Source organism: Serratia sp. 22278, from assembly GCF_052045405.1.
Classification (GTDB): domain Bacteria; phylum Pseudomonadota; class Gammaproteobacteria; order Enterobacterales; family Enterobacteriaceae; genus Serratia; species Serratia marcescens.
Genome location: NZ_JBQEOW010000001.1, coordinates 326,058 through 351,184 on the forward strand (window position 1 = coordinate 326,058; position 25,127 = coordinate 351,184).

Below are 25,127 nucleotides of genomic sequence, written 5' to 3' on the forward strand. Positions count from 1 at the left end.
CGCTATTGATTACTCGTGGCTGCGCAAAAAGCAGCCATTGTTTTCTTTCCACCAGACCAAAATGAGGGAAACGAGGCATGAAGAGACAGAAACGCGATCGTCTGGAAAGGGCGCATTCGAGAGGGTATCAGGCAGGTATTTTAGGGCGTTCCAGGGAACATTGTCCCTACCAATCATCAGTGGACGCCCGGTCTCAATGGCTGGGAGGTTGGCGAGAAGCCATGGAAGACAGGGTTGTGACCGCTTAAGCGGCTCCCTGTCAAATAAAAGGAATAACCTCCGCCCTTTGGCGGAGGTTTTTGTTTGTGCCGTTTATTCGTCCTGCCAGCGTTTCAGTAGAATACTCGCATTCACGCCGCCAAAGCCGAAGCCGTTCGATAAGGCGTAGGTTATGCTCATCGATTCAGCCCGTTTCGCGACCAGGTGCAAACCTGCCGCCGCCGGATCGGGATTGTCCAGATTCAGCGTCGCCGGGGCGATCTGGTCGCGCAGAGCCAAGGCGGTAAAGATGGTTTCCAGCCCGCCGGCGGCGCCGAGCAGGTGCCCGGTGGCGGATTTTGTCGAGGTTACCGCGACGCTCCCTGTCGTGCCAAACAGGTGTTTGATGGCATTGATTTCACCCAAATCCCCTACGGGTGTCGACGTCGCGTGAGCATTTAAATGCTGTACCTCCTCGGGAACGACGTTCGCCTGCTTCAACGCGATTTTCATCGCCCGATAGGCGCCGTTGCCGTCTTCAGCGCCGGATGTCATATGGTAGGCGTCGGCGCTGGTGCCATAGCCGACGATTTCCGCGAGCGGGGTGGCGCCACGCGCCAGCGCGTGTTCCAGCGTTTCAATGACCAGCATGCCGGCACCTTCCCCCATGACAAATCCGTCCCGGGCGCTGTCGAAGGGCCGAGAGGCCTGTTGCGCCAATTCGGCCGGAGCGGTGGACATGGCGCGCGCGGCGGCGAACCCGCCCAGGCTGACGGTATCTATAGCGGCTTCGGTACCGCCGCACACGGCGATATCGGCTTCATCATTGCGGATCATACGCACTGCATCGCCAATGGCTTGCACGCCGGCGGCACAGGCGGTGACCGGCGCGCCAATCGGCCCCTTGAAGTGGTGTTTGATTGAAACGTGGCCGGCCGCCAGATTGACCAGGAATGAGGGGATGGTGAACGGCGACAGCCGCTTGGCGCCGCGGCTGTCGGTTGTGCGCACCGCCTGGGCAATCGCCGGAAAGCCGCCAATGCCCGAGGCGATGACGGTGGCGGTGCGCTCTTGTTTTTCCTCCGTATCGGCTATCCAGCCGGCCTGACGAACGGCTTCATCCGCCGCCGCCATGGCAAACAGGATAAAGCGATCCATTTTCTTTTGGTCTTTGGGGGCGACGGAAGCATCGGGGTTGAAGCCCGCTTCAGCATCCTGCGCCAGCGGCGGAACCTGACCTCCGACCTTGATCGGTAAATCTGCAACGATCTCGTCAGGCAAAGCCCGAATGCCTGACTCTCCTTTTAACAAACGTTGCCAGATGGTCTCCACGCCGCACCCTAACGGTGAAACGGCACCCATGCCGGTAATAACGATACGACGATTGCTCATGACGACTCCTTGGTAAGTTCGGATAAATCGGCGAGGCGCCGTTGCCGCATCAGTGCGGCGCGTTGATGTATGCCTTCATTTGCCGCAGGCCCTGGCGCCAGCGTAATAAACTGCGGCGGCACCGGTTGTTGGCTATCGATATTGACCAACTGGACCTGGATCGGCCGATCGGTGCGGCTGTCGACTAACAAGGCGCTAATGTCACCGTCGATCAAATGGCGATTGCCCCATTCTGAGAGAGCTGCCAGCACGGGGAGAAAATCGTTGCCGCGTTCGGTGAGCAGATACTGATAGCGGACCGGCCGCGTTTGATAACGTTGCTTATGCAGAATGCCGTGGGCCACCAAATCCTTCAGGCGTCGGGCCAGGAGAGTCGGTGACATCCCCAGGCTTTGTTGGAATTCGTCGAACTTGGACAACCCCTGAAAGGCATCACGCAGGATCAGGATGCTCCACCATTCTCCGACACGATCTAATGAACGTGCGACGGGGCAAGGTGCATCGCTAAAGCGGGTTTTTTGCATATCGGCTCTTTGTCGGTACATTTATTGTAGTTACGTGGATGGTTATACTAGGTGATTTTAAGGGGCAAGAAAATAACCGGACGCAAAAACCGCTATCGTGTCGATAGCTGGCTGTGGGGAGGGGGCGCTCAACCGGCCTGTGGCTTTGACCGTTTCGGTAGAGACATGCGGGATAAACCGGTTCGGTAGCGGGCGATTAAAGGAGGTGGGTAGTCTTTAAACGGTAAGAGAAAGAAATGCCATCACGCTGGGCGTGATGGCATGCATGCGAAGAGCATTAGCAAAGAAGACGATGGCCGCCCTCTTTTCTGCGTGATTAGAACGCTGTGGTATCCTTGAACAGACCCACTTTCAGATCGGTGGCGGTATAGATCACTTCACCGTCAACCAGCACTTCGCCATCGGCGACGCCCATGATCAGCTTACGGGTGATGACGCGTTTGAAGTTAATACGGTAGGTCACTTTTTTCGCGGTTGGCAGCACCTGGCCGGTAAACTTGACTTCACCAACGCCCAGCGCGCGGCCTTTGCCTTCGCCACCCAGCCAACCGAGGTAGAAACCGACCAACTGCCACATCGCATCCAGGCCCAGACAGCCTGGCATGACCGGATCGCCGATAAAGTGGCAACCGAAGAACCATAGGTCCGGATTAATATCCAGCTCCGCTTCCACATAACCTTTGTTGTGAGTCCCGCCGTCTTCGGTCATCTTGACCACGCGGTCCATCATCAACATGTTACCTGCCGGCAACGGTGGGCCACCGGCGCCGAACAGCTCGCCACGGCCGGATGCTTCGAGGTCTTCTTTCGTATAGGAATCGCGTTTATCTACCATGTTCTCAGTAAGCCTTATTTTAATGAAGGACGCAGGTTAGCTAACACGTGTACGCTGAACAAGTCCGATCAGCCGTGGTTGAACCAGTTGAGCCAGCGCAGCGGCCACGGACGACGGCGTTCCTGCAGGCTCACCTGCGCAATCCGTTCCTGAATGGCCGCCAACAAATTCGGCTGTTGTTCGTCAGAGTAGAGGCAACCTGTGAGCAAAGGCAAGGCTTCCGCCGCGCTCTCTACCGCCCACAGATGGAATTGCCCTTCGCGTACCGCGTCGACGATATCCTGGCGCAGGCACAGGTGGCGCACGTTGGTCGCGGGCAATATGACGCCCTGTTTGCCCGTCAGACCGCGGCGTACACAAACCTCGAAGAAACCTTCGATCTTTTCGTTAACGCCACCTATCGGCTGTACGTTGCCGAATTGGTCGACGGAGCCGGTGACGGCGATCTGCTGGGTGATCGGTTGCTGTGACAGGGCGCTGACCAATGCGCACAGCTCAGCCAGCGAGGCGCTGTCACCGTCCACTTCACCGTAAGATTGCTCAAAGACGATGGAAGCGGAGAAGGGCAGTTGCTGATCAAGATCCAGTTCGGCGATCAAGAACGCCTGCATGATCATCATGCCTTTAGCATGCAGGTTGCCGCCCAGTTCGGCTTTGCGCTCGACGTCGGTGAACTCGCCGTCGCCGAGATGCACAACGCAACTGATGCGCGACGGTTCGCCAAAGCTGCGTGGATGACCGGGATAATCCAGGACTGACAGACCGTTGATCTGTCCGACCACTTCACCCTCGGTCTCAATCAGGATCTGACCCAACTCAATCTCATCCTGCATACGCTCGGCCAGATAGCTTTCACGCCATTCTCGGGCATTTAACGCCGCCTCGAACGCTTTGGCCGTAATGCGATCTTCTTCGGCATACAGTGCGGCTTCGGATAGCTGCTGGCCAATCCAAACCGGCGAGAGTGGCAGTATGCCCTGATCGCCACTGTAACGCACAGCCTGGACGATCAGCGGCGGCCAGGCGTCGGTCGCCAGCATCGGCAACTGCTGGTCGGCAATCACGCCGTTGACGTAACCGCACCACTGCGCCATATCATCAACTTCAGTCAGCTGCAGATCGTCTTCGAATTCACCGTAGATCGCTTGTTCGCTCAGTTCCGGCTCGATATCGTGAAAATCGGCCAGGCCGTGACGGTCGCCGACTACAATCAGCCGCAGATCCAGCGGCATCGGTGGAATGGCTACCGGCAGCGGGCGGGTTTCGTCTGGCGATACCCAGTGGAACTGACGCTGGCCGATCATCTGTTTCAGCCGCAGCCACAGCAACGGCTGAGCAAGCAGCGCCCGCGCCGACAGAATCAGAATGCCGCCGTTGGCCTGGTGCACCAGACCCGGTTGCAGGGTAATGTCGCCATTGTGGATCCGTACGCAGCCAAACAGCTGTTCCGGCTCAATCCACTCCTGGAACAGACAAGCGCCGCCGGCGGCAAAAGGTTCATCGCCACGGCTGGCAGGCTCGACGCTGACCTTGCCATCCTGAATGACATAGTGGCTGCCGCGGCATGCCGTATTTTTCGGCAGCAGTGGTTTGACGGCGTGAGCGATCAGTTCCAGATACTCACGCGTTTCTTGCGCTTTCAACAGCATGAAACGCGGTGGCGATTGGGGGTGGCAAAATAGCGTCAGGGCATTTTCCAGCCGAGGCTGAATGGCGGAAAAGGGCACGGGTGCCAACTGAGCGGCGGTATCAAATATCGCCTGATAAGGCGTTACGTCCGGCAATAAAGATTGCCATTCAAGTCGGTTATTGGTCAAAGTGTTAGATGCAATCGTTAAAAAGGGAAAGGGCGATTATACAAGAATAACGGCGGCTTGATACATGCGGAGTGCCAGTTGGCATCAGGGAGTTTGACATCGCGCGGTGACTGTGCAAAAAACAGTCTAAAAGACGGTTTAATTGCCGGGGAAATTCGGCGCAAAGCTGTTATGCTTATTTGAAGTTACGCGGTCACTGAAGAGCTCAAGATGAAATATCAGCAACTGGAAAATCTGGAGAGCGGTTGGAAATGGAAGTACCTGGTGAAGAAGCACCGGGAAGGGGAACTCATTACCCGCTACATTGAAAACAGCGCTGCTCAAGAGGCGGTTAACGAGCTGCTGAAGCTGGAAAATGAGCCGGTCAAGGTACTTGCATGGATTGCCGCTCATATGAATCCGGAACTGGATAACCGGATGAAACAAACGATCCGCGCCCGCCGCAAACGTCATTTTAACGCAGAACATCAGCATACGCGTAAAAAATCTATCGATCTGGAGTTTTTGGTTTGGCAACGATTGGCAGCCCTGGCGCGCCGCCGTGGCGTTACGCTGTCGGAAACCGTCGTGCAGCTTATCGAAGACGCTGAACGCAAAGAAAAGTATGCGAACCAGATGTCGTCGTTGAAAGAAGACTTGAAGGCGATTCTGGGCAAAGATCCCAAGTAAGCGCGTGAGAACGCCTCTATGGCGCCAGGCATTGAATGTTCTGGCAACAAGAGGACGAAAAAAAACCCCGCATTGGCGGGGTTTTTTATTAGGCGAGTAAACTTAGCCCTGAGGCTGAGTTACAACGTCTTTGATACCTTTAACTTCGATCTCTACGCGACGATCTGGTGCCAGGCAAGCGATCTGAGCTTTGGTAGCGCGGCCAGATTTGTAGCCACAGGTGTTGCCTGTAACTGCATCTGCTTCACCCATACCACGTGCAGAGATTTTGTCTGACGGGATGCCTTTGGAGACCAGGTAGTCAACAACGCTCTGTGCGCGTTGTTCAGACAGTTTCTGGTTGTACTGGTCAGAACCAACGGCGTCGGTGTAACCCAGAACAACTACGGAGCCGTCTTTAGGATCCATGGAGCTCAGCTGGGTGTACAGCTGATCCAGAGCCTGCTGGCCTTCTGCTTTCAGAGTAGATTTGTTGAAGTTGAACAGCACGTCAGACTTCAGAGTGAAACGCTTGGTTTCAACAACTGGAGCTGGAGCCGGAGCTGGTGCTGGAGCAACTACGTCATCCTGACCGAAGCGGTAAGAAACGCCCAGGCTCAGCATGGTGTTGTCTGGACGTGCGCCAACGGTACCTGCGTCACCGATGTTGCTTACGAACTGGTAATCCAGACGGGTAGCCCAGTTTTTGGTCAGTGCGTATTCAACACCAACAGCAGCCAGCGGAGAAACGCCGGTGTCGTGGTCGCTCAGACGCTGACCAGTACGGCCGTAGTTAGCTTTGGAGTCTGCACGCCATACCATACCACCCAGACGAGTGTAGATGTCCAGATCGTCAGCAATTGGGTAGCTCAGTTTAGCAGCCAGTTGAACGCCCTGCGCTTTGAAAGCACCGTTGTTCACGCTGCCTTTGTAAGGCATGCGGCCGAGCCAGTCATAGCCCAGCTCGAAGCCCAGGTATTGGTTTGCCTGGTAGCCCAGGAACGCGCCGGCACCCAGCTGATCTTTATGGGTTGGGCCGTTGCCGATACCGTTCTGGTAACCGTTGCCGTAGAAGCCAACGTCATGGTACTGGGACCAGCCCAGTTTAGCACCGGTGTACCAGGTGTTATCTTTTGGAGCGGCTTGCGCTACGGTAGCGAAACCTGCCAGTGCCACTGCTAATGCGATAGCTGTCTTTTTCATTTTGCGCCTCGTTATCATCCAAATAGGCAATGAGCTTTAAAGCTGTTTAAGCCCTTGGTTAAATTCCTTCGCCAAGGTTTAAGCCCTCGTTTGTTACTCGCCAGTTTTTCTGACGTTATAGAGCAACCTTGGCGATGTAAAGTCTACAACGTGGCGCGAAAGTTACAAGTGTGATGTGATAAGGCTCTAAAAAAAAACGCGGAATCGTACATATTTGCTAACATTCTTAGCCTAAAAAAACGGCGATTCATCGCGCGCTTTTGCCTGCCAAACCGCAGCCGGACTAGCTTTTTGCCTTCCCCCGCAAAGGTTCCGCTTAGGGGGTGCGAAAATGATGGGAAAAATCCTAAATTTACTTAATGATACAAAGAAGAGTGAATTTTTAGGGTGGAACAGTGTCCGTGAGTCGGGCTAATGTCACGTTGAGGGCGCATGATAAACCCATAGGCATTACCCAATTCTGCCGCACGTCTTAATTTTAGACGATCCTCCTCCGTTAGCTCGGGCAACCAGCCGAGAACCACGCTGTAATTTCCCGTTTGCAGCGCTTTTTCCATCGCCTCAACCGTATTCACCGGGCTGATCTGGCTCAATTGCACCATTTTATCTACAGGCAGGCCGGATTGCTGCAGCCATTGCTTGCTTAATTTTTGTTGCGGCGTCAGCCACAGAAGCCAGCGAGACTGCTTGCCCAATTGCAGCAGCAGGGGCAACAGTAATTGAGCCACTGCGGGCTGGCGCTCGTTGTAAACAAGTTCACTGATCAAGCCATTCTCTTTGCCGATATCCGTGTTCTTCGCAACATTGCGCGTTGTATAAGAGCCATGGCCGAAATGAGGTTGGTAGAGTGATTGAGTACGCATAAAGTTCCCGCCCGTCGTGTTACTGTATGTTTATACAGTATCCCTGATTTAGGATAAGATCAACCCAAATTTTCGTAGCGGCTCGCATAATTGCGATCATTTTTTGTACCGACGATTTTTGTGATTGGCAGGCGGGCGGATAGTGCGTATTTTCCTAATTAGTTGTTCACGTTACTTTTTTCATTGATGAGAGAAATAATACGGCCAGAACCTAAAAAGGAGGAACGCTATGAAAAGGATGTCGACGAGAAGAATCGCGCAGGCTAAAAATTGCTTTGCGGCGCTGGGCGCCATCACCACACGATCACAGTTTGGCGGCTATGGGCTGCTGGCTGAAGGGGTAATGTTTGCGGTGGTAGCAGAAGGTGAATTGTACTTGCGGGCTACGGCGAGCATGGAACCGGCCTTTCGCGCCCGGGGCATGGTCAATATGGTCTATTCCAAGCGCGGTGTGCCCATCACCTTGCGCTATTACTGGGTTGACGAGTCGCTGTGGCGGGAACGCAATGAGCTGGTAGGGCTGGCCTGGCAGGCTATCAGGGAAGCGCGCCGAGAACAGCGGCTCAAGGCCGGCGATCACGGCAGATTGAAGGCGTTGCCAAATATAGATGTCAACATGGAGCGCTTGCTATGGCGAGCGGGTATTCGCAATGCCTATGACCTGCGGCTGCATGGCGCTAAACGTAGCTATCTTCGCCTGCTGCAACAGCAGACCAATCTGGGTCTGCGCGTGCTGCTGTCGCTGGGCGGCGCGATAGCCGGTTATCATCAGGCGGCGTTGCCGACCGAATTGCGCAACGAACTGGTGCGCTGGTTCGATCATACGATGGCTATGCGTCGTCATGGCCATGAGCCAGTAGTTCAGGGCCCATCAAGCGGGCCCTGAATAATTAGGTTGCCTTATTGATTTGGGTATGGAGTGCGGTGAGTTCCGGCAGCAGCTCGAGCATTAGCCCCACCTGCTGCAAGACCAACTGTTCTTTGCTTTCAGGTTCTGGAACGGCTTTGCGAATACGCTCCGCCAGCTGTTCCAGCGCTTGCGCAATGCGCTGGCTGTTCCGTTCTTCCTGATGTAAGGCGCTGTCCACGTAACACACGGCATCATTGAGCAGATCGAGTGTGGCAGGAGTATTCAACCGCTCGCGGTGCGCCCCCAACGCCGAGATATAACTCAGGAGAGTATGGTTCAGGCAGAGCAGACGGAAGGCGGCTTCCTGCAACGCCTTGTCGGCCTTGGGATCGGCGGACATGTTGGAGATGACCGAAGCCAGTTCGGCATCGCTGTTGTGGGCATCTCGCCGCGCGATGCGGTAAGCGAGCCCGTTATCCTTACCCTGATGATATTGCACCAGAATGGCGTCCAGATAGCGACAGTTGGCATTCAGCGTTTTATCCACCACCGCCGGCAGTTGGCGGAACTTCCAGTCCGGCCAGATAAAGCTGACCGCCGCCCAGGCGATGGCGCAACCCAATAAGGTATCGTAAACGCGCGGGGCTGCTACTTCGAAACCTTCACCCAACAGGTTAAAGCACAGCAACACAAGCAGCGTGATGAACATCGTTGCATGGGCATACTGTACGGTGCGAAAAGCGAAGAACAAGACACCGGTGATGACGATCAACACCAGTTGTCCTTCCACTGAAGGCACGAAATAGAGGATTGGCAGGCCGATCAGGATACCGGCCAGGGTGCCGATGATGCGCAGCGCCAGGCGCCGGCGGGTCGCGTTGTAGTTCGGTTGGCAGACAAACAGGCTGGTCAACAGGATCCAGTAACCGTGCTGCATGCCGGTGAGCTGGATGAAGGCGTAACCCACGCACAGCACTGCCGACATGCGGATCGCATGGCGGAACAGGGCCGACTGCGGCGTCAAATGGCGGCTGATGCGCAGTCGGATGTCGCTCCAGCCGGTTAAGCGATCGTCGGCCAGGCTGTTCTCTTCCGCCTGCCCGTTGGCCAGCGTCTGCTCTGACTCGATATTAGCCAGCTGCGCATCGATCGCATGCAGGTTTTTCAGCAGGTGCGCCAGCGCTTTGGTTTGCTCTGAATTGCCCTGGGTTTCGGCTATGCGCGCCAAGGCCTCCTGAATGCGGCTGAAGGCTGGCTCAAAACGCGGGTTGTGCTGGTATTTTTGCCGCAGCAGGATCGATTGTGCCAACTGGCGGCAGGCGCGCGCCTGCATGCTCAGCAAACGCTGGAAGCGGAATAAAATATCGCTGTGACGGAATTGCCGGCTGAGCGCGTGGTACTGAACGTGGGAAGAGCTGGCGCGTTCGTGGATATCCTGCGCGACAAAATAGTAGTGCAAGGTGCGGCGGGTGCCGCGCTGGCCGCGGTCGCCTTTCAGGCGCGTCAGCAGCGAGGCTTTGGTCTGGTTCAGCAACGCGACCAACGCGCTGTTGGCCATCGCGACATCCATCCATGGCAGGTCGGCGGCGCGTTCGGCGTCGGGATCGAACAGATTGGCCTTGGCATCCAGATAGTTGGCCAGTTGATCGTAACAGCGCGCCAGGTTCTCTTGCAGCGGCCGGATAGGGAACAGCAGGTGGCCCGCCAGCGTCAGCAAGTTGTACCACAGCGCGCCGATCACCAGCAGCAGCGGTTGCTGATACCAGGCATCGTACATCGAGGTGCCGAGCATGGTGTAAACCGCGATCAGCAGTGCGCCGAAGGCGATGGTGGCGTAACGCTGCCCCAAGGCGCCCAGCAAGATAAAACCGCAGGTCGACGTGGTTAAGCCGAGGGCGAACAACCAGGGATAAGGGAACAGCAGCTCGATCGACGCGGAGGCAACAAAGAAGCACACCAGCGTGATCAGCAGGTTGCGTAACCTGCCGGCCAGGCGGTCGTCCAAATCGGTCAGTGCCGCTGCCACCACGCCCAGCGTCAGCGGGATAGTCAGCTTGGGAATGCCCAGCCACCAGGGAACGGCGGTGGTGCCGATCAGCGCAATAAGAATGCGCAGGTGATACAGCAGATTGCTGTTGTAGGTATAACGACGTACTGCGGGTGCAAAAGAGCGCACGAAAAACTCCTCAAACGGAGAAAAAATTAACGCTGATGATAGTGGCGGCGAGCATTCTCAATACGCGCTTGCTGAGCCATTTCGACCGAGACGACGCGGCGCCCCACCGGCCACAGCGCGATGGCGGCTATTTTGAAATTGGCGATACCGACCGGAATGCCGATGATTGAAACGCATTGCACGATACCGGCGGCGATGTGCGACAGGCACAGCCACCAGCCGAACAGCACCAGCCAAATAATGTTGAGCAGCCAGCCGCCGGCGGAGAGCAGCGCATTGCTTTTTTCCGGATACAGTTCATCGACGTGTATCGCTTCGTTGCCGAACGGCACCAGCGACAGCTTGGTGATTTCCCAACAGGAGCGGGTAAGCGGCAGTGTGATGACCAGCAGCACGCTGAACACCGTAGCAATAAGCCAGCCTAGCGTGGTGAAGAAACCGCCCAACACAAAATTAAGAATATTCAGTACAGTACGCATAGACGTCATTCTGCTCTAATGATAGCCAAACCGCGATGCGGGCGTATTCACGATAAAAACGCAAAATCTATTCTACCCTTTTTTTAGCGCTAGAGTGCCACTGCTTATCGCAGGTAAACTGGCAGATATCCGTTATTTACTCTCAACATAGTCATGGCGCGACGATATGGAACTTAAAGCGACATCGCTGGGGAAACACCTGGCTCAGCACCCTTATAACCGCGTGCGGTTGCTGCACGCCGGCGTTGAGGTGAGCGGGGAAAAACATGAATACCTGATCCCCTTCAATCAACTGATTCAGGTCAGGTGCAAACGCGGCATCGTCTGGGGCGAGCTGGAATTTGAATTGCCGGACGAAAAAGTGGTGCGGCTGCACGGCACCGAATGGCAGGAAACGCAGCGTTTTTATCACTATCTGCAGCAGGCGTGGCAGCAGTGGAGCGCCGAAATGAGTGAGGTCAGCGCCGGCGTGTTGCAACAGCAGGTGGCACAGATTCAGCGCATAGAACAGCAAGATAAATGGTTCAAAAAGTCTGAGCTGGGCAAGCTGCAACAGCAAATCCGTGAGGCTTTCTCCGCGCTGCCGATGCCGGTAGCGCGCCTGGATGAATTCGATAACTGCCGGGCCGATTACCATCTGTGTCTGCAATGGCTGCAGCAGGGGCAACGCAGCGTTGAACAACGCAACCGGCAGTGGACCGATCGCATGCTGGAGCAACATCACGACTTCTTCCAGACCGTCGAAAGCTCACCGCTCAACGACGCCCAGAGCCGCGCGGTGGTCAACGGCGAGGATTCCGTGCTGGTGTTGGCCGGCGCCGGCAGCGGCAAAACGTCGGTGCTGGTGGCGCGCGCCGGCTGGCTGCTGCGCCGTCAGGAGGCGGAACCGGGGCAAATCTTGCTGTTGGCGTTCGGCCGTCAGGCTGCCGGCGAGATGAACGACCGCATCAAAGAACGTTTGGGCGATGTCGGCATTCAGGCCAAGACCTTCCATGCCTTGGCGCTGCAAATCATTCAACAAGGCAGCCGCAAAGCGCCGGCCATCAGCCGGTTGGAAACCGATGCCAAAGCGCGCAAAGAGCTGCTGATTACCCATTGGCGCCAACAGTGCGCAGAGAAGAAAGCGCAGGCCAAGGGGTGGCGTCAATGGTTGACCGAAGAGCTGGAGTGGGAAGTGCCGGAAGGCGACTTCTGGCAGGATAAGCGCCTGGCGGATCGCCTGGCAAGCCGGTTGGAACGCTGGTTGGGGCTGATGCGCATGCACGGCGGCAGCCAGGCGGAAATGATTGAGCTGGCGGATGAAGAAATCCGCGATCTGTTTTCAAAACGCATCCGGCTGATGGCGCCGCTGCTGAAAGCCTGGAAAAGCGCCTTGAAAGAGGAAGGGGCGGTGGACTTCTCCGGCCTGATCCATCAGGCAGTCAACATTCTCGACAAGGGGCGCTTCGTCAGCCCGTGGAAACATATTCTGGTCGACGAGTTTCAGGATATCTCACCGCAGCGTGCACTGTTGCTGGCGGCATTGCGCCGACAGAACAAGCAGACCTGCCTGTTTGCGGTGGGGGATGACTGGCAGGCGATTTATCGCTTCAGCGGCGCAGAATTGACGTTAACCACGGCCTTCGCCACGAACTTTGGCGAAGGCGCGCAGTGCGCGCTGGATACCACCTATCGCTTCAATGAACGTATCGGCGAGGTGGCCAACCGGTTCGTGCAGCAAAACCCGCACCAGCTGAAAAAACCGCTCAACAGCCTGAGCAAGGGCAATAAAAAGTCGGTGGCGATCCTGCCGCACGAACAACTGGAGCCCTTGCTGGATAAACTGAGCGGCTATGCCAAGCCGGATGAGCGCATCCTGGTGCTGGCGCGTTACCACCATCTGAAACCGGAAGCGCTGGCGAAAGCGGCCACCCGTTGGCCTAAACTGAATCTGGAGTTTATGACCATCCATGCCAGCAAGGGGCAGCAGGCGGAATACGTCATCATTGCCGGTTTGCATGAGGGGCGTGACGGCTTCCCCGCCGTGGCGCGCGAGTCGGTGTTGGAAGAGGTGCTACTGCCGCGGCCGGAGGATTTCCCGGATGCCGAAGAACGCCGTCTGCTGTATGTCGCGTTAACTCGAGCTAAACATCAGGTATGGCTGTTGCAGGATCGTGAACGCCCTTCGGTATTCGTTGAACACCTGCAGGATCTTGGCGTACCGGTGCAGAAAAAACCGTAAGCTCGGGCCTGGCGGCAGCCAGGCCGTGAGGACTATTTCAGGCGGTCTTGCAGGTAGCGTTGATAGTCGGGAATAGCGATCTCCACCTCGTTTTTGAACAGCGGAGAGTCGATCAGAAAGTCTGCGGTCGAGCGGTTGGTGGCCACCGGAATATTCCATACGGTCGCCAGCCGTAGCAGCGCCTTCACGTCCGGATCGTGCGGCACCGCGTTCAGCGGATCCCAGAAGAAGATCAGCATGTCTATTTTGCCTTCCGCAATCAGTGCGCCAACCTGCTGATCGCCGCCCATCGGGCCACTCAGCATGCTGGTGACGGGAATGCCGCTGGCGCGCTGGATCAGATTACCGGTCGTGCCGGTGGCGTAAAGCTGATGCTGCGCAAGAATGGTCTTGTGGCTTTCTACCCACTCCAACAGGGCCTGTTTGCGGTGATCGTGCGCCACCAGCGCAATATGTTTGCGCGCGGCGATAGTGCGGGTAGTCAATTCCATCTCGGTGTCCTTCGCTAATCAGGGGATGTGCGACAGATTACTGAAACTGTTTTTCACTGCCTAGCGTTTGCGCCTGAAAATGCGAAGAAAAGGCGCCTTTGCGGGGAAAGACGCCGGGAGGGATCAGCGAATCGGTTGTTTATTGGCCCAGCGCAGAAAGCGCTTCTGTGTTTCCTTGTCGGCCTGTTGGAACCAGTATTGCAACATCTGTTCCGACACGTTCTCACCTTTCAACGTCACCGTCGGGGCATTCAGCGGCGCGCCGGCCAACGCGAGGGTTGAGGGATTGCCTGCGTTCGCCTGCACAAAGGCCGGAACGGAGGCCGGGCGGTTCTGGCGGTTGTAATCGGTCATCACCTTTTCCAAATCGGTATTGAAGGTGACGCTGTCGGGATGCAGCGCATCATGCCGGAATGGCAAGGCGTTGCCGTCTTTATCGACCACCAGATAATTTAACGTTCTGTCAAAGCGTTGCGCATCACGATCGTTCTCGATGCGCGGCAGTTCGATCGCCACTTGGCTGATCTTTTGCGTATTGAAGGTGGCAACCAGCGGCAGGGACGTATAGGCCTGTGTATGCTGGCCGGAGCGAACGGTTTTGGTCACTTTAAACAGCAACTGGTGCTGCCCGCCGTCCAGTTCAAGGCTGTCGGCACCTTTTAACAACGAACCTGTCATTTTCTTGCCGTCGACCACCAGCAGGTCGATGTCCGGGGAGAGTTTCAGGGTCGTAGCCGCGGCAGGCATACTGATGCTGAGCAACGCCGCAACCACCAGACCAAATTTCATCATTATCTCCTTATAAAGTGACGTAGCTCTAAGTGTTGAACACGGCATAGGTTGTGTCAAAATTTTTCAATTGGGCATTTTGTTTACATTTTTACATATTTTATCGCGATTAGACACGACCGTGCGCAGCTGAACCGCGACAGCCTCTGACCATAAGATTGCGGTGAAGTTTCCCTCGCGTTGCGTTTAACCGAGCGAATGCCGATCGGTTACACTCGAAATGGAAAGTGACGCAATGATAAACGGGAGTTGAAGATGCAAGATCAAGAGATTGTTGAGCTGTTGCAGCAAGTGAAAACTATCGCGCTGGTCGGCGCCAGCGATAACCCGTCGCGGCCCAGCTATGGGGTGATGGCGTATCTGTTGGCACAAGGGTATCAGGTGATACCGGTCAGCCCAAAACTGGAGGGGCAGACGCTGCTGGGGCAGCCGGTTTACCCTACGCTGGCCGCTATCCCACAGCCGGTGGATATGGTTGACGTGTTTCGCAATTCAGAGGCGGCTTACGGCGTGGCGCAAGAGGCGATAGCGATCGGCGCCAGGGCGCTGTGGCTGCAGATAGGGGTGATTAACGATCAGGCGGCGGCGCTGGCGCAACAGGCTGGGCTGCGCGTGGTGATGGATCGCTGCCCGAAAATAGAAATACCGCGTTTAGGGCTGGAGCGCTAAATAAAAAAGGGCCTGGCGCGATGCCGGGCCCTCTCGGGGTTTCTCAGGTCTTGGCGCGGTCAATTGCGCAAACGTGGCGCCTGTAACTGGTGACGGATGGATTCCGCCAGTTCATCCAGCGATGGTTGCTCGGGGTGCGCTTCCTGGGGCTCGCCATCCAGCTGCGCTTCCGCCAGATAGGTGTGCACCGGTTGGCCTTCCTCGTCTTCCATCACCACGTGGTACCAAGGGGCGGAACGCAGTTCGTCGTTCGCCGCTATCTCGTCAGCTTTGGGTTGTTCTAAAGAGTATTCCGGGTCGATATCGATCACGACGCCCAAATACCCCAGCAGTTTATGCCTAACCTGTTGTCCGATACCGAATTTGCTGGCAATCATGATGACCTCCTGAGAAACAATGCCTTGCTCATATATGGGGGCAAGGCAGCGCATTTCAAGTTACATCACCCGACAAGCGAAGCCTTTCAGATACAGCCCCTCAGGATACGTGGCGATCACCGGGTGATCGGCAGCCTGGCGGAACTGCTCTATAAATTGTACATCACGTCCGGCATCTACAGCGGCATCGGCCAAAATTTTCTGGAACAGGTCGGTCGGCATCAGGCCGGAGCAGGAGAAGCTGAGCAGAATGCCGCCTGGATTCAGCAACTGCAGCGCCAGCATGTTGATGTCTTTGTAGCCGCGGCAGGCGCTGGCCAACTGATTCTTGTTCTCGACGAACTTAGGCGGATCCATGATGATCAGATCGAATTTTTCGCCTTGAGCGCGGTAGTTGCGCAGCAGTTGGAACACGTCATCGCGAACGAACTCCGCCTTGCTCAGGTCCAGCTTGTTGAGCTCGACATTCTGTTTTGCGATGTCCAGCGCCGCCTGTGAGGTATCCACGCTGATCACTTGCTCGCAGCCGCCCATCAGAGCGGAAACGGCGAAGGCGCCGGTGTAGGAGAAGCAGTTCAGCACCCGGCGGCCGGCAGAGTAGTTCCGCGCCGCCAGGCGACTGTCGCGCTGGTCGAGGTAGAAACCGGTCTTGTGCCCTTGCTGAATGTCCACCAGCAGCTTCATGCCGTGCTCGGTAATAGGCAGCAGTTCCGGCGGCAGATCGCCCAGCACCGGGCCCTGCGCCAGCGGCAGGCCTTCTTTTTTACGCACCGCAACGTCGGAGCGATCGTAAATCGAACATTCCGGGTAGCAATGCTGCAGGGCGGAAAGCAGGGCCGGGCGCTGGTATTCGGCACCGGCGGACAGCAGCTGCAGCACCAGGTAATTCTGGAAGCGATCGATAGTGATGCCCGGCAGGCCGTCGGACTCGCCGGCGATCAGGCGGTATCCGTCCAGACCGTCACGCTGCGCGACCCAATCACGCCAGCTTTGCGCTTGCTGCAGGCGGCGAATGAAGAAATCGATGTTAATCTCTTCATCCTGTTGGAAAGTCCAGACGCGTGCGCGGATCTGCGACTCGGGCGAATAGGCGCCGCGCGCCAGCCACTTGCCCTGGCTGTCGAGGATATCGATGGTTTCACCGGAGAGGGCTTTACCCTCAACGCGTTGAACGGCGCCGGAGAACACCCAAGGGTGGCGACGGAGTAAGGACTTTTCACGTCCTTTGGCGAGATGTAAGCGCATGGTTAAACTACTTTTTATTCAATGGGTTAATTGGCGGTTTTGAAGAATTGCCAAAATAAGTTCGTCATCATAGCTGAATCTTACGGTGTTCACTACCGCGTTGGCTCGCATTGTATCGCGTTATCTCTGCTGACGTCACACCGTAGAGAGAGAGAGAAAGTGCAGCCTTCAAACTGAAGAAATGACAGCTTAAATAGGTGTATTATAGCGAGGTAGAGATGAACGCACGTCGAACAGCGTGTGAAGGCGCCTCGTTACCTGTAGGCGCCGATATTCGTCTGAGGCATTATGCTTTATAGGAAATAAGGCTGAATAGTAATGTTTTATTTTAATTAAGAGTGTTGCTGATTGTTTTTAAGATATGAATTGAAGGGAGTGCACCAGTGAGGATGTTTTTGTTTTTAATTTTTTTTATGACGACTAACACAGTATTAGCTAACGAGTGGGTTTTTCATGGTGATGAAAACACTATAAGTGATGGAGTATTAAAGATTTCGGTTCAGGCCGGGCATTATAAAATTTTATTTCCACCCACTGCGAACCCAAACTCAGGTGCTGTGTTGATTAACGGCGAGCGATTTTACGGCAACCGTTATTTTGGATTCGACGGCGAGCAAGCGGACAGAATGATTGATAGGTTATTAAAGGTAAAAAATGCTCAGGTTGAATATGATGATCGTTTTAAAACGAAAGTCGTTCGCAAGTTGGTTGATTTTTCTGATATTACATCATCCCTCGATAACTTGAAAAAAAATCATTGACGCCTCTCACATAATCGTCAATGGAGCAGATGGCTTTACTCGAAATAGGAATAGCGCTGCCGCTTGGTTGTCCGACGGTAAGTGTAACAACGACGGCATGTCGACGGTGCGCTTTCTTGTGAGCAAGCAGAGCCTATCATTCAATGGGGGTTGGGGATTGGTTTTTTTAATTAATTGATTGTTATCGTTTTATTTTCGTAGTAATTGACTTCAGACTGTCGTTTGCCTCACGGAGGAAAGCCTATCCTCCGGGCGACGGTTTGTAAGTTCTTTGTAAGTTTTTTGTGATTTTTAGGTTTTTTCGCATTGACAAAAATCTTAACTTAATCTGTTATTGAGCACCTGATATTTATTATTTAGATGTTAGGATTTTTCTTAAATGGCTAAAGAAAGAAGCTTATCGTTTGATTTTTTGAAAGGGTTGCTTATCTTGCTCGTCATTGTGGGACATGTATTGCCTGGCAGTGCTGATGTTGGTTTGCGTGGGGCAATATATTATTTCCATATGCCGCTTTTTCTAGGGGTGACGGGCTACTTTGTTCGGCGCTATTTTCTTGATGGCGGCGTGATTAGTGTGCTGAAAAAGTATCAGTGGCGAATGATAATTCCTTATGTGTTGGCATTCGTTGTTTACAGTGTTTATTCTCTTTACTTCTCAGAAGAAGTAGGCTTAAAGCAACTCATCGGTCTATTTCTCTACCCCTACTATCATCTTTGGTATATCCCAGCAGTGATCATATTTGTGCTATATACTATGGTCATTTACAAGAGTAATTTCTTACTCGGTTTCTTTCTGTTCACTTCCGCCATATTGTCTATTGTCTGGTACTGTTACGCCGACACGCTGGAAAACCAATATGCCTGGCTGAAATTCATTGGTGATAAGCGTTTCTATTATTACTACTCCTTCTTTTTATTAGGCTTCCTGGTGGGGGATAAGAATTTTTACGGTAATCCGCTGGCATTGTTCGCTATCGCGTTGGCCGTAGGTATATTAGGGTATTATGAACCGAGCGGGGCACTGCTGGATGCCGCCTCATGGTTTGCATTTAATGCTGCGCTGTTGTTGTTGATGCTGAGTTTGTGTAAGCGCCTGAAGCTAAGAATTGAGGGCTTAGTGGTCAAAATGGGGCAGGTATCTCTGCCTATTTATCTTTGGCATGTGTTACCCATTTTGCTTGTCGGAGCAATGGTCGATAAGGATTCGTCAGGTTTTTATCTCAGCGTAACGGCCATTATTTTCGCCCTGGTCATCATATTTATCCGCTTGCGTGGCAAAAGCAGATTTATCGACTCTTTCTTTTACGGGGAAAGGGCCAACTGGCTACCCGCCGAAAAATAGAACGTCTGTCCCGGCCGAGGGGACTCGGCCGTCTACTTTTTACGTAAGCCTCCATTAGACAAATTGTTGTCCTATGGCTCCCTGTCTCTTTATCTTTTGATTGAGTTTCTATACTCAATACATCCTTATTCTTTAGACAAGACAACAGGGGGCGATTATGTCACAAGTTTGCATTGCTGCGTATGTGTATGGCGTGGTGCAGGGGGTAGGGTTCCGCTATTCCACTCAGCGGCAGGCCGAGGCGTTGGGGGTGACCGGCTATGCGCGCAATCTCGATGACGGCAGCGTTCAGGTGGTGGCCTGCGGCACACAGGCGCAGGTGGATAAGCTGGTGGAGTGGTTGAAACAGGGCGGCCCGCGCAGCGCGCGCGTCGAACGCGTGCTGGTGGAGCCGCAGGGGGTGGCCGATTACGCCGGGTTTGGCATTCGCTACTGAATGCTCGCCTGCAGCGGCGCTGCGGGCTGAGCGGTCAGATGCATTTCACCGGTTTCGGCAAGCCGGCGATTTTGGTGGCTTGTTTGGCCGGCCCTTTCGGAAACAGGCGATACAGATAGCGGCTGTTGCCTTTTTCTTCGCCGTATTTCTGCGCCATGGCTTTGACCAGCATGCGAATAGCCGGCGAAGTATTGAATTCCTGATAGAAGTCGCGCACGAAGCGCACCACTTCCCAGTGTGCTTCGGTGAGCACGATCTCTTCCTGCGCGGCCAGCAGCGGCGCCAGGCCTTCATGCCAGTCGGCGCTGTTTTTCAGATAGCCCTGCGCGTCAGTGTCGATAACCTGACCTTCAAACTCCAACATACTGCCTCGATAACGGATAATTCGGAACGGCCGCCAGTTTAGCAAATTTTTTCGGCCGCAAAAAACAAAGCCCCGCCGGAGCGGGGCCTGGAAGGCATGCGTAACGCGCGATCAGTTGCTGCGGGCGAAGCCCAGAATGCTCAACAGGCTGATGAACATGTTGTAGAGCGACACGTACAGGCTAACGGTGGCGCGAATGTAGTTGGTCTCGCCGCCGTGAATGATGTTGCTGGTTTCCCACAGGATCGCGCCGGCGGAGAACAGGATGAACAGCGCGCTGATAGCCAGGTGCAGAGCAGGGATCTGCAGGAACAGGTTGGCGATCACCGCCACCAGCAGCACCACAAAACCGGCCATCATCATGCCGGACAGGAACGACATGTCTTTACGGGTGGTCAGCACATACGCCGAGCAGCAGAAGAACACCGCGGCGGTGCCGCCCAGCGCCAGCATGATCAGATCGCCCGCGCCGGCGTTCAGGAACGAACTGAGGATCGGGCCGAGGGCGTATCCCATGAAACCGGTCAGCGCGAAAGCCGCCAGAATGCCCGCCGGGCTGTTGGCCAGTTTATGGGTCAGGAACATCAGGCCGTAGAAACCGACCAGCATCAGCAGCAAGCCTGGCGCAGGCAGACCCAACATCGTACTGGCGGTCGCGGTCAGGGCTGAGAAAGCCAGGGTCAGGGATAACAGGAAATAGGTGTTGCGCAGGACTTTATGCGTGCTGAGCAGCGAGTCGCGCGAAGAAGATGAGACGACAATGCGGTCCATAATGATGCTCTCTCTTATCAGGCCATCACAAAATAATCCCGATGATAGGCAGCGCAAGCGCTTGATTAAAGTTTGTTTACCAATCTTTACCCTTAGTTATCATTATGGCAACAACGGGGAAGGTGTTCGTTTGATCGCCGCTTGCTTTGCCTGCGGCGATTTTTCGCGCGGTTGAACGCGTTTGGGCTTTACAAGCGAATAAGGTCTGTTTATAGTGCGCGTCGTTGCGGAGGGGTGGCCGAGTGGCTGAAGGCAACGGTCTTGAAAACCGTCGACGGGAAACCGTTCCAGAGTTCGAATCTCTGCTCCTCCGCCATACATTCTGACCCCGTGCTCTCTGAGCACGGGGTTTTTTGCTTTTGCGTGCGGATAAACCGGGGCGCTTCTGCAGGAAACGCGATCGGCTATTGATAAGGGCCATGCGTCGGTGAGATTATGCACCCATCAAGGTCGGCCGCTCGGATGCCTGCTGTTGCCAGGCGTTACCGGTGCGACAAGCAACGCCGCCTTATCAATTTCGCTTAATGCTCTTATGGAGACAGAGATGAACTGGTATCAAGTCGCCTTATGGACGATGATCTTTTTGAAGTCCGGCGCTTTTCTGGTGTTCGTATGGTGGTGGATGTTCAAACGCGCGACCAAACCTTATGTCCGCCCGCAAGACGTCGTGGTGGATGATACGCCGTACGATGAGAACCTCACCATGGAAGAGGTGATGAAAAACCATGGCATCGTCCGCACGGATATGTCGGTAAAATAATCCTCCCGCCTCCCCAACCGCTATCTGGGGCGTGTTTGCCAAGAGCACGCCCCCTTGTGTTTCTTCGCTGTCGCTTTATGGCATTCTGCTTTCACGTTAACGGCATAACGTGACCGGGAAAAGCACGCCATGAACGATGTACGCATCCTGTCGAACTTTACGCATCGAAAAAACGCCGTTCTTAATGCCGAGAGAGATCATGGGGATTTCTTTGGTCAACTCATCCGGCGCGTTATCGTCGGGGGCTTTGCTGATTTCTCGGTGGGTGGTCATGTAAAATCCGTGATCCAACCTCTTTATATCAAAGTTTATTTTCCTATCCAGGCTGTAGGTTTTTCCTCCCACGCTAATGTCCCCACGTTGAACGATCATGGCGCGATGCTCGTCATAGATGAATAAACTGCCCGTCACTTTTAGTTCCAGGTCATCGCCTGAAGCTAATCGTTTTTTTGTGATCGTATCGGCTTGGCAATTCATATGTACAGGTGCGGCGGGTGTTAAAACGCGAAGCAGGACAATGAAGAGAATCACTGCCAAAAATCCGATAATCAGTGTTTTTGGGTTGCGCAATGCGGCCATTTATTTTCCATTGAGAATTTTGTAGGTAACACACTGGGTGTATCGATCTTGCGAGCCGAGATAACACACTCCGAGGAAGGTGTTATAAATCAACGTATGTTTTTCGGAGGAAAAATAGATATCCGCCTTATTGGCTAGACAATCCACACCGCTGCCTTCTAATGCCTGGTTGACCATGCGTTTTTCCAGTTCGTCATCAATATGTTTATCTGCATCCAGAGAATATAGGGTGCAATTTTCTTTTTTTCCTAACGCAACTAAATTCTCCCGAGGTTGATCAGCCGGTTCGATAGGATAAAGCGTCGCTGCGATCAATAGAGGAATAAATACGCAGCAGACAGTGGCAACAGCGCTAACCTTTACCTTTTTCTGCGGCGGCACGTTGTGTGGTTCGGCAACAGGAGCCAGGGACGAAAGCGACTCTGAAGCATAAGAAGGCGGCGTTTCGCTGACGGTTACCTGCGGTGGCGGATAAATTTCAATCATAGCGGTGAAACAAAAACCGACTTTTGCCAGGGTCTTTATTGGGGAGGTTTCTCTGCCCAGAAGTTTGAATGCTTTCCTTATTTCACTGACGGCCACATTTAGACTGATCGATGAGCCTGAAAAACCATACTCTTCCCATACCTTTTTTATCAACATCTCGCGTTTCAATGGGATATTGGGATGAGTCAGCATTTCAATTAGCAGGCGCGAAGCCGGGTTGGATATCCGTATCGATGACTCATCATTATCAATGAGTTGGAGACGACAGGCGTTTGCGTCATAGATGACGCAGAGGTCGATAATATATTTCATGTGTTCAGGTTTTTATAATGATATAGGCTTCCAGTTCACGGCTAGTATTTAGTGAAACTTCGGGTAGGTCAAGGTTCTGGGCGGGGAACATAAATAATTAAGGGCATTTTTTTATTTTGTCGGCGAACGGAAAACGCAGTTCGTTGCCGTTTTTTATGTCATTTTTGGTGTTAAATTCTAAAAAAGTTAGTTTTCATAGATTATAATAATTAAAGTTTAGGTTAATAAAAATAATGTTCCTGCCGTTAATGATTTGATGCAGAATTATCTTAGTGTTTACGGCGCTTGTTTATGTGCCAATCGCTTATTGTTTGCTCCCGAACGGCAATGTGAGTTTTCCAAGAAAAAGACAGGTATTTAGTGCAAGGTATCGACGTTGTCTTTGACCATGGATGGAGGAAGTATGCTCAGTATCGGTATCGTATCTGAAAACATTTTCTTCAGAGAGGCGATAAAAAGAATATTGATGCCAAGGATTTTTCATAAAGATCACGTTATTGCCTACTATGACGATCTGCCTTTGGCTATGGGGCGAAATTGCCACGATATTCTGATCGTCGATGATGCGGTAAAAAGCATGTTGCGTTTCAGTATGGCTGTGGCGTTATTGGCTGCTATTCATGGTGTAAAGATTTTTCTGACGACGGAAGAGAAGCGCCGTCTGTTATTTCGCTCTGTCTCGCATGATATCGTCGTGCTCGATAAAAAAGGCAGTGTCCCCGGCATCAGTAAAGAGTTGTCTTTTCTGATGGATAATATCTCGCAGCATCCTGCATTGAATGGAAGCGTTGAGAGAGGAGTGGGCCGCCATACGGAAAGTTGTCTGACGGAAAGTGAAGTGGAAACACTCCATTTGCTTTCCTTCGGCTATACGGTGACTCAGGTTTCCAAGATTCTTGATAAAAGCGTAAAAACGGTCAGTACGCAGAAATGCAGTGCATTACGCAAAATGGGATTGAAGAATCGGGTGCACAACTTACTGGAAATATCATCCGGTTTCTCGGAGGTTTCCTAGATATTCGTTATTTTCATCGTTTCTATTGTCGGGTGATTAATAACGTCATTGCTTGATTTTATAAAAACAGGAATGTGTTCATCCTTTTGCCTCTGTATTACGGGGAGGGATTGTTTTATCCCGCCGGCAGCGGCTGATTTTTATTTATTCTCTTAAACCAAACTGTTATGGAGTTTTATCTCATGATGAAGAAGATGTTTTCTGTTGCAATCATGGCGGCTGCGGTCGCTGCCCCTACGGCTTTTGCTGAAGACAATTCCGCCGGTGGCATCATTAACTTTACCGGCGCCATTACCGACACCACCTGTACGATTAACGGCGGAAAAAGCGCGGATTTCACCGTTGCGCTGAGCCCGATCTCGGTGACCGACGCGGGTAACACCGTTGGACCAATCACCAAGAACAAGAAGTCCTTCTCGCTGACCTTCTCCGGCTGTTCGCCGGCGGCCGGCACTGCAGGCACCCCGCTGAAAATCTACTTCTCCTCCGCGGATAACATCTCCACCGACGGCAAATATTTGCTGAACAATTCGGTCAACGAGAACGACGCTTCCGTCGCGAAGAACGTGGGCTTCTCTCTGGCTGAAACCGGTTCTTCCACCCCGATCCAGCTGAACGTGCCTTATGTCACCGACATCATGGGCGATAAAGCGGCGCCGGATTCAGAAACCCTGACGCTGGACGCGTACTACTACAAAACCAACGCCGAAGCGGCAAAAGTGGGCGCTCTGAGCTCCAACGTGACTTACACCATTTCTTACCTGTAATCGCGCTGAAAGCCAGGCCCTTGATGGGCCTGGCCACCCGGGGGAACGATGAAAAAATATATGATGATAGCGGCGCTGTTGCTCGGTTCCGTTGGCGCGCAGGCCAATGTGGTGGTTAACGGTACGCGGGTGATCTACCCGGCAAACAACAAGGATGTGATTGTCCAGCTGCTAAATAACGGTGCCGATCCCTCACTGGTTCAGGCCTGGATCGACGACGGCGACATCAATTCCACCCCGGAAACCGCCAACGTACCGTTTTTGCTATCGCCACCGGTGGTGAAAGTGAACGGCAACAGCGGGCAGCAGCTGCGCATTCAGAAAATCGGCGCCGCGTTGGCGGCGGATCGCGAATCGGTGTTCTATCTCAACGTGCTGGATATCCCGCCGACGCCGGAAAACCTGCAGGGTACCAATACGCTGCAGTTGGCGATCAAATCGCGCATCAAGCTGTTCTACCGCCCGCAGGCCTTAACCCGCGGCGTAGAAAACGCGTTGGAAACACTGACGCTGCAAGCCAATGGCAAGGGATTCAACGTCATCAACAACAGCCCGTATTTCATCACGGTAGCGAATATCGGCCAGGGTGAGGACAAGCATCTGCTGGTTGATTCGCTGATGGTTGCGCCGTTTTCCACCCAGTTTGCTGCCAGCAAACTATCGGTCAGTAAGAACGCGCGTTATGACCTGATGTATATCGACGATCTGGGGGCTTACAAGTCTAAAGCCATCACCGCACACTAACCTGAAAGAACAA

General features: G+C 53.8%; 28 protein-coding genes and 1 tRNA gene. 13 read left to right on the plus strand and 16 right to left on the minus strand.

Going from position 1 to position 25,127, the window contains the following annotated elements; all coding sequences use genetic code 11:
* Positions 1 to 77: 77 nt before the first annotated feature.
* Positions 78 to 248 carry a ribosome modulation factor gene (rmf, locus tag ACTJJ6_RS01455; RefSeq protein ID WP_440801817.1) on the plus strand — a complete coding sequence of 57 codons (171 nt, stop codon included), beginning with the start codon at positions 78 to 80 and terminating at the stop codon, positions 246 to 248.
* Between the two features lie 64 nt (positions 249 to 312).
* Here rmf and fabF read toward each other — a convergent pair whose 3' ends face one another.
* The 4 genes from fabF to ACTJJ6_RS01475 form a co-directional block, all read right to left on the minus strand.
* Complete coding sequence (gene fabF, locus ACTJJ6_RS01460) at positions 313 to 1,590, minus strand: beta-ketoacyl-ACP synthase II (RefSeq protein ID WP_049300503.1); 1,278 nt, start codon at positions 1,588 to 1,590, stop codon at positions 313 to 315.
* Positions 1,587 to 2,114, minus strand: a complete 528-nt coding sequence (locus tag ACTJJ6_RS01465; RefSeq protein ID WP_028127999.1) for a winged helix-turn-helix transcriptional regulator — start codon at positions 2,112 to 2,114, stop codon at positions 1,587 to 1,589. Before ACTJJ6_RS01465 ends, fabF begins: the two co-directional genes overlap by 4 nt.
* 316 nt (positions 2,115 to 2,430) lie before the next feature.
* On the minus strand, positions 2,431 to 2,949 hold the full coding sequence (fabA, locus tag ACTJJ6_RS01470) for a bifunctional 3-hydroxydecanoyl-ACP dehydratase/trans-2-decenoyl-ACP isomerase (protein WP_004928144.1): 519 nt from the start codon (positions 2,947 to 2,949) through the stop codon (positions 2,431 to 2,433).
* A 68-nt stretch (positions 2,950 to 3,017) separates the two neighbouring features.
* Positions 3,018 to 4,766, minus strand: coding sequence for an AAA family ATPase (locus ACTJJ6_RS01475; RefSeq protein ID WP_049300502.1), 1,749 nt, complete (start codon positions 4,764 to 4,766; stop codon positions 3,018 to 3,020).
* Positions 4,767 to 4,976: 210 nt separating this feature from the next.
* Between ACTJJ6_RS01475 and matP the strand changes: the two genes are divergently transcribed.
* On the plus strand, positions 4,977 to 5,435 hold the full coding sequence (gene matP, locus ACTJJ6_RS01480; RefSeq protein ID WP_004928138.1) for a macrodomain Ter protein MatP: 459 nt from the start codon (positions 4,977 to 4,979) through the stop codon (positions 5,433 to 5,435).
* A gap of 102 nt (positions 5,436 to 5,537) precedes the next feature.
* Here matP and ompA read toward each other — a convergent pair whose 3' ends face one another.
* Entirely contained in the window at positions 5,538 to 6,617 is a 1,080-nt protein-coding gene (ompA, locus tag ACTJJ6_RS01485; RefSeq protein WP_004928134.1) for a porin OmpA, read from the minus strand.
* Positions 6,618 to 6,973: 356 nt separating this feature from the next.
* Positions 6,974 to 7,480 (minus strand): SOS-induced cell division inhibitor SulA, encoded by a 507-nt coding sequence (gene sulA / locus ACTJJ6_RS01490; RefSeq protein WP_015377359.1) that lies wholly within the window; start codon positions 7,478 to 7,480, stop codon positions 6,974 to 6,976.
* A 229-nt stretch (positions 7,481 to 7,709) separates the two neighbouring features.
* On the opposite strand from sulA, the gene ACTJJ6_RS01495 reads away from it, so the two are divergent.
* Complete coding sequence (locus tag ACTJJ6_RS01495; protein WP_028128001.1) at positions 7,710 to 8,366, plus strand: TfoX/Sxy family DNA transformation protein; 657 nt, start codon at positions 7,710 to 7,712, stop codon at positions 8,364 to 8,366.
* Between the two features lie 4 nt (positions 8,367 to 8,370).
* Here ACTJJ6_RS01495 and yccS read toward each other — a convergent pair whose 3' ends face one another.
* Both yccS and ACTJJ6_RS01505 read right to left on the minus strand, forming a co-directional pair.
* A complete protein-coding gene (gene yccS, locus ACTJJ6_RS01500) occupies positions 8,371 to 10,506 on the minus strand; it encodes a YccS family putative transporter (RefSeq protein WP_440801820.1) in 2,136 nt (711 codons plus the stop codon).
* A gap of 26 nt (positions 10,507 to 10,532) precedes the next feature.
* Entirely contained in the window at positions 10,533 to 10,985 is a 453-nt protein-coding gene (locus ACTJJ6_RS01505) for a YccF domain-containing protein (RefSeq protein ID WP_049300500.1), read from the minus strand.
* A gap of 166 nt (positions 10,986 to 11,151) precedes the next feature.
* Between ACTJJ6_RS01505 and helD the strand changes: the two genes are divergently transcribed.
* Positions 11,152 to 13,206 (plus strand): DNA helicase IV, encoded by a 2,055-nt coding sequence (gene helD / locus ACTJJ6_RS01510; RefSeq protein ID WP_151254375.1) that lies wholly within the window; start codon positions 11,152 to 11,154, stop codon positions 13,204 to 13,206.
* Positions 13,207 to 13,238: 32 nt separating this feature from the next.
* Here the strand turns inward: helD and ACTJJ6_RS01515 are convergent, their stop codons facing one another.
* On the minus strand, positions 13,239 to 13,697 hold the full coding sequence (locus ACTJJ6_RS01515) for a methylglyoxal synthase (protein ID WP_016928284.1): 459 nt from the start codon (positions 13,695 to 13,697) through the stop codon (positions 13,239 to 13,241).
* A gap of 123 nt (positions 13,698 to 13,820) precedes the next feature.
* Complete coding sequence (locus ACTJJ6_RS01520; protein ID WP_016928283.1) at positions 13,821 to 14,486, minus strand: DUF2057 family protein; 666 nt, start codon at positions 14,484 to 14,486, stop codon at positions 13,821 to 13,823.
* Between the two features lie 255 nt (positions 14,487 to 14,741).
* Between ACTJJ6_RS01520 and ACTJJ6_RS01525 the strand changes: the two genes are divergently transcribed.
* Positions 14,742 to 15,155, plus strand: a complete 414-nt coding sequence (locus tag ACTJJ6_RS01525; protein ID WP_151254376.1) for a CoA-binding protein — start codon at positions 14,742 to 14,744, stop codon at positions 15,153 to 15,155.
* A 59-nt stretch (positions 15,156 to 15,214) separates the two neighbouring features.
* On the opposite strand, the gene hspQ is transcribed toward ACTJJ6_RS01525, so the two are convergent.
* Positions 15,215 to 15,532 carry a heat shock protein HspQ gene (gene hspQ, locus ACTJJ6_RS01530; RefSeq protein ID WP_004928104.1) on the minus strand — a complete coding sequence of 106 codons (318 nt, stop codon included), beginning with the start codon at positions 15,530 to 15,532 and terminating at the stop codon, positions 15,215 to 15,217.
* 60 nt (positions 15,533 to 15,592) lie between these two features.
* Positions 15,593 to 16,777: a 23S rRNA (cytosine(1962)-C(5))-methyltransferase RlmI gene (gene rlmI, locus ACTJJ6_RS01535; RefSeq protein ID WP_049300498.1), complete on the minus strand. Its 1,185-nt coding sequence runs from the start codon at positions 16,775 to 16,777 to the stop codon at positions 15,593 to 15,595.
* 383 nt (positions 16,778 to 17,160) lie between these two features.
* Between rlmI and ACTJJ6_RS01540 the strand changes: the two genes are divergently transcribed.
* From ACTJJ6_RS01540 to yccX, 3 genes are all read left to right on the plus strand, one after another.
* Complete coding sequence (locus ACTJJ6_RS01540; RefSeq protein WP_151254377.1) at positions 17,161 to 17,538, plus strand: hypothetical protein; 378 nt, start codon at positions 17,161 to 17,163, stop codon at positions 17,536 to 17,538.
* Positions 17,539 to 17,917: 379 nt separating this feature from the next.
* Positions 17,918 to 18,880 carry an acyltransferase family protein gene (locus ACTJJ6_RS01545; RefSeq protein ID WP_016928279.1) on the plus strand — a complete coding sequence of 321 codons (963 nt, stop codon included), beginning with the start codon at positions 17,918 to 17,920 and terminating at the stop codon, positions 18,878 to 18,880.
* Between the two features lie 157 nt (positions 18,881 to 19,037).
* Positions 19,038 to 19,316: an acylphosphatase gene (gene yccX, locus ACTJJ6_RS01550; protein WP_049300496.1), complete on the plus strand. Its 279-nt coding sequence runs from the start codon at positions 19,038 to 19,040 to the stop codon at positions 19,314 to 19,316.
* 34 nt (positions 19,317 to 19,350) lie between these two features.
* On the opposite strand, the gene tusE is transcribed toward yccX, so the two are convergent.
* Together tusE and yccA are read right to left on the minus strand one after the other, a co-directional pair.
* Positions 19,351 to 19,680 (minus strand): sulfurtransferase TusE, encoded by a 330-nt coding sequence (tusE, locus tag ACTJJ6_RS01555; RefSeq protein ID WP_004928095.1) that lies wholly within the window; start codon positions 19,678 to 19,680, stop codon positions 19,351 to 19,353.
* A 111-nt stretch (positions 19,681 to 19,791) separates the two neighbouring features.
* The gene (gene yccA, locus ACTJJ6_RS01560) at positions 19,792 to 20,451 is read right to left on the minus strand and encodes an FtsH protease modulator YccA (protein WP_004928091.1); all 660 of its coding nucleotides are present in this window, start codon (positions 20,449 to 20,451) and stop codon (positions 19,792 to 19,794) included.
* Positions 20,452 to 20,679: 228 nt separating this feature from the next.
* Here yccA and ACTJJ6_RS01565 point away from each other — a divergent pair.
* Together ACTJJ6_RS01565 and ACTJJ6_RS01570 are read left to right on the plus strand one after the other, a co-directional pair.
* Positions 20,680 to 20,767, plus strand: a tRNA-Ser gene (locus ACTJJ6_RS01565).
* A gap of 228 nt (positions 20,768 to 20,995) precedes the next feature.
* Positions 20,996 to 21,211: a hypothetical protein gene (locus ACTJJ6_RS01570; protein ID WP_016928277.1), complete on the plus strand. Its 216-nt coding sequence runs from the start codon at positions 20,996 to 20,998 to the stop codon at positions 21,209 to 21,211.
* Positions 21,212 to 21,307: 96 nt separating this feature from the next.
* Here the strand turns inward: ACTJJ6_RS01570 and ACTJJ6_RS01575 are convergent, their stop codons facing one another.
* Positions 21,308 to 21,790 (minus strand): hypothetical protein, encoded by a 483-nt coding sequence (locus tag ACTJJ6_RS01575; protein ID WP_033640789.1) that lies wholly within the window; start codon positions 21,788 to 21,790, stop codon positions 21,308 to 21,310.
* Positions 21,791 to 22,588, minus strand: a complete 798-nt coding sequence (locus ACTJJ6_RS01580; protein WP_049300495.1) for a winged helix-turn-helix domain-containing protein — start codon at positions 22,586 to 22,588, stop codon at positions 21,791 to 21,793.
* Positions 22,589 to 22,991: 403 nt separating this feature from the next.
* On the opposite strand from ACTJJ6_RS01580, the gene ACTJJ6_RS01585 reads away from it, so the two are divergent.
* From ACTJJ6_RS01585 to ACTJJ6_RS01595, 3 genes are all read left to right on the plus strand, one after another.
* Positions 22,992 to 23,603: a LuxR C-terminal-related transcriptional regulator gene (locus ACTJJ6_RS01585; RefSeq protein WP_197817530.1), complete on the plus strand. Its 612-nt coding sequence runs from the start codon at positions 22,992 to 22,994 to the stop codon at positions 23,601 to 23,603.
* A gap of 182 nt (positions 23,604 to 23,785) precedes the next feature.
* Entirely contained in the window at positions 23,786 to 24,370 is a 585-nt protein-coding gene (locus ACTJJ6_RS01590) for a fimbrial protein (RefSeq protein ID WP_080286924.1), read from the plus strand.
* Between the two features lie 48 nt (positions 24,371 to 24,418).
* Entirely contained in the window at positions 24,419 to 25,114 is a 696-nt protein-coding gene (locus tag ACTJJ6_RS01595) for a fimbrial biogenesis chaperone (RefSeq protein WP_049300494.1), read from the plus strand.
* Positions 25,115 to 25,127 lie beyond the last annotated feature (13 nt).

What these genes read in the sequence shown, in the direction of transcription:
- hspQ (WP_004928104.1), bottom strand. Translation starts at nt 15,532, where the DNA reads ATGATTGCCAGCAAATTCGGTATCGGACAACAGGTTAGGCATAAACTG.
- ACTJJ6_RS01580 (WP_049300495.1), bottom strand. Translation starts at nt 22,588, where the DNA reads ATGAAATATATTATCGACCTCTGCGTCATCTATGACGCAAACGCCTGT.
- ACTJJ6_RS01520 (WP_016928283.1), bottom strand. Translation starts at nt 14,486, where the DNA reads ATGAAATTTGGTCTGGTGGTTGCGGCGTTGCTCAGCATCAGTATGCCT.
- ACTJJ6_RS01525 (WP_151254376.1), top strand. Translation starts at nt 14,742, where the DNA reads ATGCAAGATCAAGAGATTGTTGAGCTGTTGCAGCAAGTGAAAACTATC.
- tusE (WP_004928095.1), bottom strand. Translation starts at nt 19,680, where the DNA reads ATGTTGGAGTTTGAAGGTCAGGTTATCGACACTGACGCGCAGGGCTAT.
- yccA (WP_004928091.1), bottom strand. Translation starts at nt 20,451, where the DNA reads ATGGACCGCATTGTCGTCTCATCTTCTTCGCGCGACTCGCTGCTCAGC.
- ACTJJ6_RS01505 (WP_049300500.1), bottom strand. Translation starts at nt 10,985, where the DNA reads ATGCGTACTGTACTGAATATTCTTAATTTTGTGTTGGGCGGTTTCTTC.
- ACTJJ6_RS01465 (WP_028127999.1), bottom strand. Translation starts at nt 2,114, where the DNA reads ATGCAAAAAACCCGCTTTAGCGATGCACCTTGCCCCGTCGCACGTTCA.
- ACTJJ6_RS01575 (WP_033640789.1), bottom strand. Translation starts at nt 21,790, where the DNA reads ATGGCCGCATTGCGCAACCCAAAAACACTGATTATCGGATTTTTGGCA.
- helD (WP_151254375.1), top strand. Translation starts at nt 11,152, where the DNA reads ATGGAACTTAAAGCGACATCGCTGGGGAAACACCTGGCTCAGCACCCT.
- ACTJJ6_RS01595 (WP_049300494.1), top strand. Translation starts at nt 24,419, where the DNA reads ATGAAAAAATATATGATGATAGCGGCGCTGTTGCTCGGTTCCGTTGGC.
- rmf (WP_440801817.1), top strand. Translation starts at nt 78, where the DNA reads ATGAAGAGACAGAAACGCGATCGTCTGGAAAGGGCGCATTCGAGAGGG.
- rlmI (WP_049300498.1), bottom strand. Translation starts at nt 16,777, where the DNA reads ATGCGCTTACATCTCGCCAAAGGACGTGAAAAGTCCTTACTCCGTCGC.
- ACTJJ6_RS01495 (WP_028128001.1), top strand. Translation starts at nt 7,710, where the DNA reads ATGAAAAGGATGTCGACGAGAAGAATCGCGCAGGCTAAAAATTGCTTT.
- ACTJJ6_RS01585 (WP_197817530.1), top strand. Translation starts at nt 22,992, where the DNA reads ATGCTCAGTATCGGTATCGTATCTGAAAACATTTTCTTCAGAGAGGCG.
- sulA (WP_015377359.1), bottom strand. Translation starts at nt 7,480, where the DNA reads ATGCGTACTCAATCACTCTACCAACCTCATTTCGGCCATGGCTCTTAT.
- ACTJJ6_RS01545 (WP_016928279.1), top strand. Translation starts at nt 17,918, where the DNA reads ATGGCTAAAGAAAGAAGCTTATCGTTTGATTTTTTGAAAGGGTTGCTT.
- matP (WP_004928138.1), top strand. Translation starts at nt 4,977, where the DNA reads ATGAAATATCAGCAACTGGAAAATCTGGAGAGCGGTTGGAAATGGAAG.
- fabA (WP_004928144.1), bottom strand. Translation starts at nt 2,949, where the DNA reads ATGGTAGATAAACGCGATTCCTATACGAAAGAAGACCTCGAAGCATCC.
- fabF (WP_049300503.1), bottom strand. Translation starts at nt 1,590, where the DNA reads ATGAGCAATCGTCGTATCGTTATTACCGGCATGGGTGCCGTTTCACCG.
- ACTJJ6_RS01570 (WP_016928277.1), top strand. Translation starts at nt 20,996, where the DNA reads ATGAACTGGTATCAAGTCGCCTTATGGACGATGATCTTTTTGAAGTCC.
- ACTJJ6_RS01590 (WP_080286924.1), top strand. Translation starts at nt 23,786, where the DNA reads ATGATGAAGAAGATGTTTTCTGTTGCAATCATGGCGGCTGCGGTCGCT.
- ompA (WP_004928134.1), bottom strand. Translation starts at nt 6,617, where the DNA reads ATGAAAAAGACAGCTATCGCATTAGCAGTGGCACTGGCAGGTTTCGCT.
- ACTJJ6_RS01515 (WP_016928284.1), bottom strand. Translation starts at nt 13,697, where the DNA reads ATGGAATTGACTACCCGCACTATCGCCGCGCGCAAACATATTGCGCTG.
- yccX (WP_049300496.1), top strand. Translation starts at nt 19,038, where the DNA reads ATGTCACAAGTTTGCATTGCTGCGTATGTGTATGGCGTGGTGCAGGGG.